Below are 14072 nucleotides of genomic sequence, written 5' to 3'. Positions count from 1 at the left end.
CCTATAGTTTTATAATTTGCTCCGCATAGGTCGCCGCGTTGCGGAAATCAGGCATCTCCATCTCCCGGCCGCCGTTCATGACCGAAAGCTCGGACAGCAAAGCAACGGCCGTCCACTCGCAGGCGTCATATACGTCGATCGCCGGCTTGCATTCCCCGTTTACCGCACGGACGAAGTCCTGCGCGATGAAGAAGTCGCTGCCCCAGTGTCCTGCTTTTTTCTGCTCCTCGGTCATGTTCCTGTAACGCTCAGGCATATAGTCGCTGAAATCCGACAGCGGCCGCCATCTTTTCTCGCCCGGCTGCTCGCCTTCGGGGCCTTCAATCCAAATTTTATGATCGTCGCCGAAGCCGCGGGGCGCCTCGTAGCAGCCCTTCGTTCCTTGCAGCGAATAATAGGTCATGTTATGAGGACGCTTGGAGATGCAGTCCAGCCGAAGCTTGATCAGCTTGCCGCTCGCCATCTTGAGCATCGTAATGGTCGTATCCTCCTGACGAAAGCGCGGGTCCGTGTTCCAGCCGGTTCCGTAACAGGACACCGAACGAATCCGGTCCCCTTGAAACCATTGCATGACCGGGCCCAAGCTGTGCGTCGGATAATATGCGCCTCTCTTGCCGAGCTGCCAATATTTGCGCCAAGTCGGCTTCGCGTTCTCCCTCACCTCGGTATCCCGGTTATACCGAAAAGCCAGCTCGCGGATATCGTGGATGTATTCGCCTTCGCCAAAATAAATATCCCCGAACAGCCCTTGCTTCGCCATATTCAAAATCATCTGATTTTGCGGAATATAGCAATAATTCTCCGCGAGCATGTAGGTGAGCCCGGTCTCTTCTACCGTTTCCTTCAGCCACCACAGCTCATCCATCGTCACGCCCGCCGTCACCTCGCTTAGGACGTGCTTGCCGGCAAGCAGCGCCTGGATCGATTGCGGAACATGCAGCTGCATCGGCGTCGAGACGACGACCGCGTCGATGTCCGATTCCAGCATATCTTCATACACGCGGTACGTGCGCGGAATGCCATTCGCCTCGGCAGCCTCCTTCAAGTAAGCTTCGTCCAGATCGCACAAGGCGACGACCTCCGTGTCCGGCAAGCTCTTGAAGCCTTGCAGCGCGCTCAACCCCCTCGCACCGACTATCCCGATCTTCAACGTCACTCGCTGTCGCTCCCTTCCCATTTTGCTTCCACTGTATATAGATCCTCATAGGATGGAATGCCGATTTCTACAGAGACCCTATCCCCATCCCCGTCGAAGCGAAAGGTCATATGCTGACGGAAGCCCGTTTCGATGCCCTCGTTATGCAGCACGAACGTCGTCTCGTCCTGCCAGCTGCCTCTGCGTCCGACCGTGTAAGTCGGCAGCATGCACGGCAGAAGCGTGGAAAAATCGTGCACCATGGCAATCTGCTCCGCCGGAATGTCGATATTCGGCCGCACGGAGCTGATCCGGTAACGGTTATCCAAGCCGAACGCATGTCGCCGAACGCCGCTGCCGATGCCGATAACGATATCCGCTTCCATCGGGCGCCCCGTATCGAAATCGAACGTCACCGTCTCGATGCCGCTTCGGCTTGGCTCAAATCGCAGCGTCCGGCCGGAGATCCGCTTCGCCATGCCGGGAAGCTCCCGCGTTGTAATAACAGGCGCTTGCTCAGCCTGCAATGCGCGTATCTCTAGAAGCGCCAGCGCCTCGGGATTTGCAGGCAGCGGGCTGTCCGACACGATCGCCTGCGTAAACAGGCCGACCGGAAGCTCATAGCCGCCTCCGTTCGTGACGGCGACGACAAGGTTCGCTTCGAGCACGACGTAGATATACTGCCCGCCGTAGCCGGAAGCGGCATATCTGCGCTCTTCCTCGAACACCCACCAATGATAGCCGTAGCCGTTGTCCGTCCGTTTTTTCGTGGATGCCCGTACCCACTCTTCCGTAACGATGCGCTTGCCCTGATACTGGCCTTCGTTCAAGTACAGCATGCCGAACTTGACCATGTCGGATGGCTTCAAATTGGCGCCGAAGCCGCCGATCAAGATCCCTTGCGGATCGGTGATCCACGAGTAGTCGGTAATGCCAAGCGGACCGAACAAGCAGCGGTCGGCAAACCGGCTCGTCGGCATGCCCGCGACCTTATCCAAAATGGCCGTGAGCAGGTAGGATCCGCCCGTGTTATAGCAGTAGACCGTTCCCGGCTCTTCCGCCATCGGTTTGCTAAGCACGTAGCCGGCCCAATTGTCGCTCAAAACGCAAGCCTTCAGATCGGTTTCGTCGTCCCACTCGAAGCCGCCGGTCATCGTCAGCAAGTGCTCGATCGTAAGCGCGTTCTTCCGGGGATCCGTATTAAAGCCCGCATGCTCGGGAAAGAAATCGAACACGCGCTGATGAACGCCTTCAAGCAGTCCCTCCTTGATTGCAATGCCGATTAATGCGGAGGTTAAGCTCTTCGTTACCGAAAATACATTATGAAGCGTATCGCTCGTATAGGGATAGAAGTAAGTTTCAAAAACGGGCTCGCCATTCCGAACCGCATATACGCCATGCGTTTCGCAAAACTTCCCGCCTACGATCTCGTCGAATACGCGCGCCAATTTGGCGGAATCCATCCCCTGATCTTCCGGAGATGCCGTATAATGCTTCTTCATACGCCCTCCCTCGAGAAGCCGTCGCCCGGCTTATTCGGCTTGACGGAATTTCCGGGCGATGAATTGCCCCGGCGATAGCCCCTCTTCTTTTTTGAATATCCGAATAAAGGTATTGGTATTATTGCAGCCGACCCGCGCGGCGATATCGTTCACCGTGCAGCCGCCTTCCTCCATAAGGAGCTTGGCTTGCGCAACGCGGTAGGAATTCAAGTAGTCCTTGAAGTTCTGGCCGACGTTCGCTTTAAACATAAAGCTGATATAGTTCGGCGACATCTTGACATGCTGGGCCAAATCCTGCAATGAAATATCCCGTACGTACTGGGTATGAACGAATTGCAGCATGCTGTCGGTGAGCAGATGGTCAAGCGACTTGCTCTTCCGATCCGAAGCCTCGAAGATTTGAACGAATACGAGCATGAGCGCTTCGATCAATTGCTCGCTGCTGCGGCACTGCTCCAGCCCCTTGATCGGCGATTCCTCCTGGAACAGCTCCTCCATGGAGCAATTCAGCTGCTGGGCGATCCGGTAAACCGTCGACTGCATCGCATACATGAATTGATGGAACGAGCTGCGATCCATGTGATCGAAATCGAACCGGCCCACCAAGCTTTGCAAAATATGCCGTACTTCGTGCTCATTGCGGGAAACGGCTGCGTTAATCAGGTTTTTCTCCAGATCCAACGGGTAATAAAAGCCCGTTGCGCCCGCCTTCTCCAAATCCTGCTCCGTCAGCAGGTGCTTGCGGTTCATCGGCATCAGCTGCTCCATGACCCGCAGCGCCGAGTGATACGACATCACGGCATCCTCGACGCTGTCGGCTTGATTGCCTAGCGCAACCGTCATGCGGATCGGATACGCACGATGCACCTCATGTATAATCCGCTGCAGCATGGCCGGAACATCGATGTCCTCCGGATCAAAGAGCAGAAGCGCTTGACGGTTGGCGTCGATTTTGACCCATTCGGCGCCTGGCGCAGCTTCGGTTTCGTTGCCGATCAGCGTTTCGAGCCCTTCGATAATTTGGTGATCGATCATAAATCCGCCATATTCATCCGATAAGTGCAGCAGCGCGACGCAAACGGGCACATCCAGCAAATGCTTCATATTCATCTGGAGCAGCTGTTTGGCCGCATCGTCCTTGGACAGCACCCCGGTAATCAAATCGCGCAAAAGCTTGCCGCGCAGCGGCTCGCGGTAGCGGTGCAGCTCCGTGCTGAGCTCCTGGTTGCTGCGGCGGATCGTATTCGTAATGTTCCGGATCATGCCGAATTCGTCCTGCGATTCCGCAAGCGAAGCCTGCTCGTTTAAGGAATCGCCAATGACCTGGCGCAGCGTGCGCCGCACGGGACGATACGTCATGTAAGCGATCGCGACGGCGAAAACCGCTCCGACCACAATCGTGATGAGCGCGACCAAGACCGACTTGATCTTCAGCTGCTTCGCCTCGGCGGAGGAAACGGGAACTTCCGGCAGATAGGAAACGATCCAGTTCGGAAGCCGCTTTGAAGCGAGCGTATAAGCGCCGTTTCCGGCCGAGACCGAATCGGCGGCCGAAGCGCCTTTACTGACAACCACCTCATCTCCGATGGACAAGGAGTAGGAATCGTTGCCGCCCTGCGGAAACAGCGTGGAATTTTTAAAGGAAATAAAGTAATAGACGTTTACCACGCCATTTTCTTTCAGCGTGAAGACCAGATTCACTTCATCCACGCCTGAGGTCTTCGATTCCGTCTTCCATGTCTGCAGGTTGTAAACGTTGAGCGTCTGGCTGCTAGTCATGGCGGACAGCTTCTGCAGCACGACATTCGCGTCGAGCCCGCGCTCCGCCAAATATTTGTCGACGCCGACCGTATACTCCGGGGTTATAACCGTTTGAGCGCCGCGCCTCAAGACGTCGATCTCATAGCCAAGGCGCGAGAACACGGCAAAATGGGCGCGCAGACGGTTATACACCTGCGTATTGACATAGCCGTCCTCGCCGTTGCTGCGCGAATAGTTGAGCAGCTCGGAAGACGATTTCAATGTAAACAAGGATTGGATGGCGTTCTCCAGCTTGAAGTCGATATTGTCCCTCACCTGCTCCAGCATGCCTTCATGCCGCTGCTTCAACTCTTTGTTCATGAGCTGATTGCTTTCGATATAGTAATAAATCGAAGCGACTCCGCCGCAGAACACAGCAATCAGCAGGCAAGAAAACACCAGTTTAATCAAGTAAAGTCCACGCACTCGCATGTTGATCGCCATCCTTTCATCCTGTATACGCTTCCACGCTTGCCGTACAAAAAACTCGATAACCGGGAGGTCCGCCCCGTTTCGGCTCGGACTTCCCGGTTTCGTGTGGCTTTATTTTACATATCGGTCATAAGCCGCTTGTTGAATTTGCACCATCTCGTCAAGCCCCATTTCTTTCATCTTGCCGACGAAAGCGTCGAAGGTCTTGTCGTCTACAGGCTGGTTGCCCATGACCCATTTTTGGAACATTTCGTTGACGTACGTATTAATAGCGCCGAGAATCTCGTCGTACCGTTTTTGCTCGTCTTCCAAATAGGACAGAACCGGGAATTGCTCCCTTGGATAGTTGCCTTCCGTGTACATCTTGAATGCTTCATTGACGATCGGCGTGTTTTGGAACCGGCTGAACGTGGGATCGACCGTATGCGGGTATTCGAGCTGCGCGCCTACCAGGTTCAAGTTTTCAAGCAGGTTGCCTTCCTTGACCTTAGGCGTCAGATCGATGTTGCCGCTGGCATCGGCGGTATAGGTTTCGTCCTTCACGCCGTAGTTCGCAAGCTGTTCGCCTTCTTTGCCGTACCAGAAATCGAAGTATTTGATCGCTTCGACCGGATGCTCGCTCTTCGAGCTGATTCCCCAGCCGTGCAGCAGGTACGTGGAGTTTTTCGTTTCCTCTACGTGCTGGCCGCTCACGTTCGCAGGAGGCGCAATCGGCTGCATTTTGAAGCCAGGCACCTGCTCCGCGAGCGTCTCGTTGAACTTCGTCGAGCTTTGCATGAAGTCGTGCGTCGAGCCGCCGACGTTCGCGCCGAACAACTCTTCTCTCGCTTGCGGGCCGCGGGTGAAAATTTCTTTGTCGATCAAGCCTTCCTTATACCACTTCGCAATATTTGTTAACGCGTCTTTGAACTGCTGTTCGGAAGGTCCCCATGCGACTTTGCCGTCGCGCAGCTTCCAGCCGTAATCCGCGTCCCAGAAGATCAGCAAATCTTGTACGCCGCTCGTGTTTCGGCTCATGTACGGCACTTCGTCGGCCTTGCCGTTGCCGTTCGGGTCTTTTTCCTTAAACGCCTTGAGCGTGTTGTAATAGTCTTGATACGTTTGCGGTACCGGCAGCTGCAGCTTATCCAGCCAGTCCTGGCGGATCATCCAGCCTTTAGCGACAATGTTGTCCTGCGGCACGACGGATGGAATAAAGTACATTTTGCCGTCCGAAGCAAGGGCGTATTTCTCGATGCCCGGATCCGCGTCCATCATTTTCTTGATATTCGGCGCGTATTGGTCGATGAGATCCTTCAGGTCGATCAGCACGCCTTCCGGACCTTGCTGCCTCATCCAATCATGGAAGCCATGAATAATGTCCGGCAATTCGCCGGAAGCTAGCATAAGGTTAGCCATCTCGTAGCTGTCCGTACCCGTTGTCGGCGTCGTACCGTGCAGGGAAACGTTCGTCAGCTTCGCGGCTTCCTTGAAGACGGACCAGTTGTCGTCAAATGCCCAGCGGTTGCCGTAATGCATATGGATCGTCAATTGAAGCGGATCTTTCGTAATCAGGCTGCCTGCAAGCGTCTCTTCTGCCGGCGCGTTTGCCGCATTCGTTGCGTCGGCTTGGGATGTGTTCGCCGCGTTTGATTCGTTTGCGTTGTTCGACGCTTCATTGCTCGTTGTATTGTTGTCTTTTGAGCAAGCGCTTACTAAACCGGCAAGCAGAACAGTGCAGGTAAGAATTGTCAACCATTTGCGTGTTTTCAATGAAACCCCTCCTGATTTGTATTTACTATTCTAAGAGCAAAGCCCGGAGAATACTAGCCTGTGACGGGGAGTTTGACGATGTCAAACTCTGTCAGCTCAACCTTTAAGCGATCCAATCATAACGCCTTTGACGAAATGCTTCTGTATCATCGGATAAACCAGAATAATCGGGATGACCGCCACCATGATCGTGGCGTAAATGACCGTTTCCGGCGAATAAGGCATGACGTCCATCGTCTTCTTGATTTCCTCGGGAACCTGGAGCTGCACGATGATTTTATTCAAGTACACCTGCAGCGGTATTTTGCTCTCCGAGCGCAGGAGAATCATCGCCATAAAGTAAGAGTTCCAGTGTCCGACCGCGTAGAACAACCCGATGGTCGCCAAGGCAGGCCGGGACAGCGGCAGAAATACCTTCCACAGAATCGTCCAGTCGTTCGCGCCGTCAATCTTCGCCGATTCTTCAAGCTCCTCCGGAATTTCCTGCAGGAACGTCCTGAAGATAATCAGGTTCATCGCCGATACCGCACCGCCAAGCAGAATCGCCCACCGGCTGTCCATGAGGCCGAGATCCCTATAGTTCAAGTAAGAAGGAATCAGCCCCGCCCCGAACAGAATCGTAAAGGCGATGAAGAAACCGAAGAAGCTGCGGCCCGCGAGTCTCCGCTTGGACAGCGGATAGGCTCCCATGGCGGTAAGCAGCAAATTGATCGACGTACCTACGACGGTGTAGAAAATCGTATTGCCGTAAGAGATCCAGATTTGCTTTTGCTCAAAAACTTTCACATAAGATTCCACGTTCGCTTCGACCGGCCACAGCCACACTCTTCCTGCCGACACGCTTTCCGACGAGCTGAAGGAAGCCGACAGCACGTAAATGAACGGATACAGGCAGCAGATCGCAAGCAAGCCTAGCAAAATAGCGTTGATAACGGGAAACCAATCTTGCTTCTTTTGTCTATTCATCCTTATCACCTACCATAATCCGTTACCCGCGAATCTTCTGCTGATCCAGTTCGCGATTACGACCAGTACGAAGCCGACCGTGTTCGTAAACAAGCCGACGGCTGCGCCTAAGTCATAGTTGCCTTGCGATAATCCCGTTCTGTACGCATATGTGCTGAACACATCCGCCGTCTCGTAAGTCACCGGCTGGTAGAGAAGAATGATTGCTTCGTGCCCGACCTCTATGAAATTGCTGATATTCAGCAGCAGGAGCACCAGCACCGTCGGCAAAATGCCCGGAAGGCTGATCGACCAAATCTTTCTCCAGCGGCCCGCTCCGTCAATGGAAGCCGCTTCGTACAGTTCGGGATTGATGCCGGCCAGCGCCGCGATATAGATGATGGCGCCGATCCCGATGTTCTGCCAGATGTCGAAGGACAAAATGTAGACCGGTCGGAACATTTCCGGCAAGGTGAGAAAATACACCTTCTCGAATCCGAGTTTATCGAGAATGATATTGATGAGACCGTTCGTCGGAGCCAGAAAATTCGTGACGATCCCCGCCACGACGACCACTGAGACGAAATACGGCAAATACGTTAGCGTTTGAATGATCCGTTTATAGCCGTAACTTTTTACCTCGTTAAGCATCAAGGCCAAAATAATCGGAGCCGGAAACGCAATCAGGGTCTGGGTCAAGTTCATCATGATCGTGTTCTTTAAGTTGCGGAAAAAATACGGACTTTGGAAAAACCGTTCAAAATTTTCAAACCATACCCACTCGCTGCCCCTAATTCCTTTGAACAACGAATAGTCCTGAAACGCGATAACTAAGCCGCCCATCGGCTTATAAACGAAGATGACGTAATACGCCAACACAGGTATCAACATGAGATACAGCAGGCGGTCTCTTTTGAGATGAAAGATGACTTTCCCCGCCAATGTCCGTCTAGTCGTCCCGCTGTTACGCTCGGGTGCGGTCTTCGCCGATCCCTTCAACATGGCCTCTGTTCTCAATGCCTATGTTTCCCCCTTCCTTCTGTCGCAGTTATTTTTGCAAGCGCTTTACACCTCCAATACAACACCATTTGAACCCACGTGTATATGATGATTCCTTCCTGTTCATATCGAAAAGTTACGAATGAAGATGATCGGAAGTTTTCGAAATCCCGCATGAATACTGGCCTTTTCCGAGGAACGCCCGGGTTGTGCCGTCTGGCAGCGCAAGCTCGATCGGAACGTTCGGCCCCTCCACGCGAATGGCGAATTCACCGTCCTCCAGCCTCCACTCGACGGATACCGGACCCTTCACCGTCGCTACTTTTCCTTTGGCCCAAGTCAGCTTGCCGAGGACCGGACGAACGACGATTCTCTCGAAGCCCGGCGCTCCCGGCGAAACCCCCAGAATACGGGCCGAGAACTCCGATAGCGGCAGCGCGCTCCAGCCATGGCAGTCGCTTCGCGGCCCTACGATGTCTTCCTCGGGGAAGGTCGTGAGCTCCAAGCCGATGAATTTACGCCAGCGTTCCCAATACGCCGTCCCGATTTCGTCGTATAAACCGGTCATATCCAGTGCTCGCAGCAGCTGGTACGTCATCGGCAGCGAGATCACGGGCAGGCTTTCAACGCGAAGCGCCCGCCTGAGCAGCCGCCGGGCCTCGTCCCCTTCGATCAACCCGGACAGGACGGCCCATACTTGCGGGTGCTGGCTGAAGCTGCCGCTATTCGGCGCATCCTCGAACAGCTGTCTCTCCTCCGACCAGCAGGCCCGGATAACCGCCTCATTGACGTCCGTTGCTTTGTCCCGGTACTCGGCCGCAAGCTCGCCCCAGCCGGAATGCTGCATCAGATCGGCGGCGGCGTTCAAGGCCGCTGCGTACATCAGACTGTGCAGCGTCATCGGCTGATCCTTCGGCAGCGGCGGCGCTCCGCCCGGCCATTCGTTCACCCAATCGAAATGGGTCCAGTACCGCGGCGGCATTCCGCCGACAAGCCCTTCCGCCGTCCGCTTGCGCTCGAACCAATCCAGCAGCGCGATGACGGTCGGACGATACCGGCGGACAAGCTGAAGATCGCCAAAGTAAGCCAAATGCTCCTGCAGCATATAAATCCAATCGAACGAGAAGGCCGGTATGATATGCGTGTACATGGAAGGCGTACGGCACTGCAGCATGCCGCTCGGCAGCTGCGAGCTGTGAAAGTCATGCAGCGCGCGCCGAGCCATCCGGTCATCGGCGCTGATGCCGTACTGGTAGCGCATCATGAGGCGCGTATCCTTCGTATATTGAAGCTGCTCGTAATACGGGCAATCCTCGTACGTTTCATGCATGCACAGCTGAAGCGTGCGGATGCCCATCGTCCACATGGCGCGGAATTGCGGATCGGAGCAATCGAATTCGCTCTCTACCTCCAGCGGATAGCCCGTTTCGCGGTAACGGATGCTTGTTAACGAGAGCTCTTGCAGCCCGGTCTCGATTTCAAGCCGGATAAACCGGAAGGTGCGGAACCAGAACGGCTCGTAGGCTTCCGGCTTCCGGTCTTCCGCGCCGCTGCCTGTCCCGGCAACCCGATAGGTATCATATTCGCCCATCAGCTTGCCGCCCTCGGTTTGGTTCCGGATGCCCTTAATCCGCTTGCCGCGCGTTGAATTCTCCGGCTCGTAGCACTCCGAGCACAAGAGCCGGAGCACAGCTCCTTGTCCTCCCGTCATTTCGAGCCGGATGTAACCGGTCGTCAGCTGGCCCGCATCGAGCTCCACGACCATGCGGCTGTTCGGCGGAAGCTCCAGCCCCTGCGGCGTTGCTGATTCTGATGCCGGTCCGAGCATGGAGGAGAGCGCCGCTTCCGCAGCGCCCTCCAGATAGGTAATGCCTTGGAAGCCGTTCGTCCGCTCGTAGAGGGGCGGAATCGGCCGCGGCTCCAACGGCCATGCCGATAGTTCGCCCCAATCATTGCGCACATCATAGAACGGAACTGCGGCCGGCCAATGGCTGTCATCGTACGCCGACGTTTCCCAGCCCTGCGGCTGCTTCTCGCCATCGACGCTTTCCAGACCGCCGGCCCACTGGATCATCGGTACGGGCACATAGCCGTAGCCTTCGTCCTTCAAGCAGCGCCAGGAGCTGTCCGTGTCCAGCCGCTCGATCAGCTCGCCGCCGGCCGCCGTAACCGCTCCTTCCAGCAGAAAGCCGCCGGCTTCCGAGCGCCATACCGATACCGGACCGTGCTCCGCCATCCGCCAAGGGCTTGTGCCCCCGTAATGCAGCGCCTTCGCCGCGAGCACGTTCCGCCCCGGCAGCAGCTTGCCGCTGAGATCGACCGTTTCGTAATAATGTGTATAGGCATCGCCCTTGCATGGGCCGACCGATACCGGCTCCCCATTCAGGTACAACCGATATCGGCTGTCGGCGGATACATGCACGGTCAGCTTGCAGCCTTCCCCGTTCACCATGAAGCTGCGCCGGAAATAAACGAGCTCGTGATCGCGAGCATGCGGCAGCTCCTGCCGCCATATCCATTTGGCTTGCCAATCTCTCATATCTTCCATGGCATTACCCCTCCATCCATTCGCCGTTTGCTGTCGTGACGATATAGCCTGTTACTTGCGGTTCTGCGTCTTGCGCGGGCATCTTGCTGCCGAACGAAGGTCCGTACCAGGCAAGCCTGAGCTCCGCCGTCTTGCCCTGCCACTCGGGGCGGACCGGCATGCGCAGTACCCAAGCGTTTCCTTCATGCAGCGTATTCCATTCCCAGCCGTGCAGCGGGAAGGTCGGGCTGGCGTCGATCAGAGGCAGCTCCTCGCCTCCTTCGACCGATAACCATGCGACGGCAACCTCCTGCATAAGCGGAACCTTCACGCCTTCGGGCAGCCGGCAGACGACAGCCAGATAGGAGCCGTCGTACGCTTGCTCGATCGTGAATGAATTCGCGTAAAGCTGAACCGGCTTGCGGGCCGTTAACAGATTGTTGCCTCGCCATTGCGAACGGTCGGCCTCAACCGGCTGCCCGTTTTTGCGTTCCTTTATTGAAATGTTCTGGACAAGCACGCCGCTCACATGCATCCGGACATAACGGACCTTCGCGCCAAGCGCCGGGAAATCTCCGGCGATTAAGGACGTGAAGGATCTGTGGAAGCCTTGGCGCTCGCGGAATACGACTGCGTGACATGGTACCCACGATAAGCCGTCAGCCGAAGCTTCGATGAGCACTGGATCGGCAAGCCGCCTGCCCTCATCCTCCTCGAATACGCCGCCCGGCGAACGCTGCGAAAGGGTAATTTCGATGCCGGAGGCATCGATCGGTTCGCCCAGATCGATCCGCCAGATGTTGTCGAGATGCTTCCAGTGCCACGGATCGCCCCATGCGGTTTGATCGTCACCGTCCCAGGCATTGGCGGCGATGCCGTGCAGCTTCTTGATTTTGTCCCGGAACGCTTCTCGGACAGCGGTAATTTCCGGATACGCGGACGGTGCGAGGCGCTGCAGCAGCTGTTCCTCCGCAGGGTCGCTGCGCAGCGCGAACTTGGTCCGTTCCGCGGCGCCTTCGGACGCGGCATCCAGCAGCTCGCGCTCAAATCGGCCGAGGCAAATGGACGCGCTGGACATACGGTCAGCTAGAAGCGTCGAAAGCACGGCCTCGCAGCCTTCATCGCAATCGCTTTCCGCCGGCACGAGCTCAACGAGCGCCACGCCGAACGGATGCAGCTCGACACGCAGCTTGCCGCCGCTGCTTACGATTGCGCTTGGCAGCTCGCCGTCCAGCCGCCATGGATAGCGCATCACCGCTTTGACCCGCTTCGCCCCCGGGTTTAACACCTCGTCCACCGCGATTTCTTTGCACGCTTTATCCCATGAATCATTCATGATGCAAAGCAGCGCCCGCGAAGCGCCATGGCGATGAATGTACATATTTAATGACGAATCGAACTTCGTCTGCGTACGCGATGCGCGGAACTCATCCGCCAAACGCAGCAGCCTGCCGAACGCGGTCAGCTCGGCTTCGTTCAGCAGGAACAGCGTTCCGTACGCTTCCGGGGACAGCATCAGCGAACGGCCGAACGCATGAATGACCGTCTCGTCCGCCCAGCCCGCCACATCGCCGTTGATGCAAATGCCGCAATCTTCCAGCAGCTCGCTGTAGACGCCGAAGTAGGTCGGCTCGCCGAAGCCGTGCTGGGCATAGCGGGTGAACAGCCGCGGCTTGTCGTGATTGACCATGTGAACGTCGGGATAAGTTTCACGGCCCTCCCACAGCGTGGAGTCCAGAATCGTCAGGATGTACGGCGAGTAGCTGGCACGATGATTAATGACGAGAAGCGCCGGGTTGATCTTGCGGCACTCGGCGATCAGCCGTTCGAGCCCCCGCATGGCGTGCTCGTTTTCGTACGGATCGTCGCCAAGCAGCTGGGCCACGGCGGTATCCAGCTTGATGAGCGACACATTCCACTCCCGCACCATGCGGGTTACGTCCTCGATCCGCTACTCCACGCGGCTTCCCTTCTCGCCGAACTCGTTCGGGCCGATCCAGATGCCGAATTCCATGCCCATGTCCTTCACCCGATCGGCGTGCGGCTTCAGCCCGTTCGGCAGCAGCTTCTCGTGCATGAGCCGGTATCGTTCGTAGCCGTAATGGTTCGTTTCAATCACGCCCGCATCGACGGCGTAAATATCGAAATGGATGCCGAAAGCGGACTTGGCGCGCTCGAAGAAATCGAGATTCACCTTCAGCTCCCGATCCGTCATGCCTTCCCAGGAATGGGTCAGCCACGAGAAATAAAAGCTCGCCCGTCTTGTTTCCCTCCCGCGCAGATCCTTCAAATGCGCGAGGAACCGCTCCGACATGCGGCCCTCCTCGCAGGCGCCGACCGTGACCGTACGGCTCCGGAACGTCTGCCCCGGCGCCAGCGTATCGGCGCAATACTGCCGGCAGGTGATCCGGCCGCCATCCGTCAGGACGTCCGCAACGGGCCAATCGACGCCAAGAAAGAGGCGATTGCCGATATTGACCGGGTAGCCGGTGGCGTGATTGACGTCCTTCTCCTCCATCCAGTCCGCTTCTCCAAGATCTAGCCGGATGCGCTGTTCAAATTGGCGGACCGGCGCATCCGCCACAGCGTCAAACAGGTCGATATGGCGAAGAGCCACTTCGCTCTCGCCTTCATTCACAAGCTCGAGCCGCCAGCTGGCCTTATGCTCCTCCACGCGATAGATCCACGTAAGGCGCAGCGCGAACTGCTCGTCTTGCAGCCGGAACACGACGGCTTCCCCGCCGTCCTTGCTTTCACGGCCGACCCAAGCAAAATCGCTTATATGCCGCACAATCGACCCGTCGCCCAAATACAGCTTCGGATCGTTTCCTTCGAACCGGAACGCCCGCTCCTCCTGAAACGGGTTCACAGCGCTGATGCCAAACGATGCGCGCTCCTCGAATCGGAAGAGCGAATGCTGCTGGATAGTTGTAGTCATGGTCTTATCCCTCTCCATCTTAGTGAACAGAAAGCCCGCAGC

At 56.5% G+C, this 14072-nt stretch carries 9 protein-coding genes; all 9 read right to left on the bottom strand.

Features of this window, described 5'->3' with window-relative positions:
- Window position 1: 1 nt before the first annotated feature.
- Window positions 2–1156: a Gfo/Idh/MocA family protein gene (locus DL346_RS25115; protein ID WP_165822663.1), complete on the bottom strand. Its 1155-nt coding sequence runs from the start codon at window positions 1154–1156 to the stop codon at window positions 2–4.
- Window positions 1153–2637, bottom strand: a complete 1485-nt coding sequence (locus DL346_RS25110; protein ID WP_112885147.1) for a serine hydrolase domain-containing protein — start codon at window positions 2635–2637, stop codon at window positions 1153–1155. Before DL346_RS25110 ends, DL346_RS25115 begins: the two co-directional genes overlap by 4 nt.
- Before the next feature lie 30 nt (window positions 2638–2667).
- Window positions 2668–4869, bottom strand: a complete 2202-nt coding sequence (locus DL346_RS25105) for a helix-turn-helix domain-containing protein (RefSeq protein WP_165822662.1) — start codon at window positions 4867–4869, stop codon at window positions 2668–2670.
- Between the two features lie 111 nt (window positions 4870–4980).
- Entirely contained in the window at window positions 4981–6621 is a 1641-nt protein-coding gene (locus DL346_RS25100; protein ID WP_112885145.1) for an extracellular solute-binding protein, read from the bottom strand.
- A 96-nt stretch (window positions 6622–6717) separates the two neighbouring features.
- Window positions 6718–7587 carry a carbohydrate ABC transporter permease gene (locus DL346_RS25095; protein ID WP_112885144.1) on the bottom strand — a complete coding sequence of 290 codons (870 nt, stop codon included), beginning with the start codon at window positions 7585–7587 and terminating at the stop codon, window positions 6718–6720.
- A gap of 9 nt (window positions 7588–7596) precedes the next feature.
- Entirely contained in the window at window positions 7597–8583 is a 987-nt protein-coding gene (locus tag DL346_RS25090; RefSeq protein WP_240633412.1) for an ABC transporter permease, read from the bottom strand.
- 118 nt (window positions 8584–8701) lie between these two features.
- A complete protein-coding gene (locus DL346_RS25085; protein WP_112885142.1) occupies window positions 8702–11113 on the bottom strand; it encodes an alpha-L-rhamnosidase-related protein in 2412 nt (803 codons plus the stop codon).
- Window positions 11114–11117: 4 nt separating this feature from the next.
- Complete coding sequence (locus DL346_RS25080; protein ID WP_112885141.1) at window positions 11118–13022, bottom strand: discoidin domain-containing protein; 1905 nt, start codon at window positions 13020–13022, stop codon at window positions 11118–11120.
- Between the two features lie 21 nt (window positions 13023–13043).
- The gene (locus DL346_RS25075; RefSeq protein ID WP_112885140.1) at window positions 13044–14030 is read right to left on the bottom strand and encodes an alpha-galactosidase; all 987 of its coding nucleotides are present in this window, start codon (window positions 14028–14030) and stop codon (window positions 13044–13046) included.
- Between the last annotated feature and the right edge of the window lie 42 nt (window positions 14031–14072).

This window comes from Paenibacillus montanisoli (assembly GCF_003268025.1).
Taxonomy (GTDB): Bacteria; Bacillota; Bacilli; order Paenibacillales; family Paenibacillaceae; genus Paenibacillus_Z; species Paenibacillus_Z montanisoli.
This window is presented reverse-complemented; position numbering and strand designations above follow the sequence as displayed.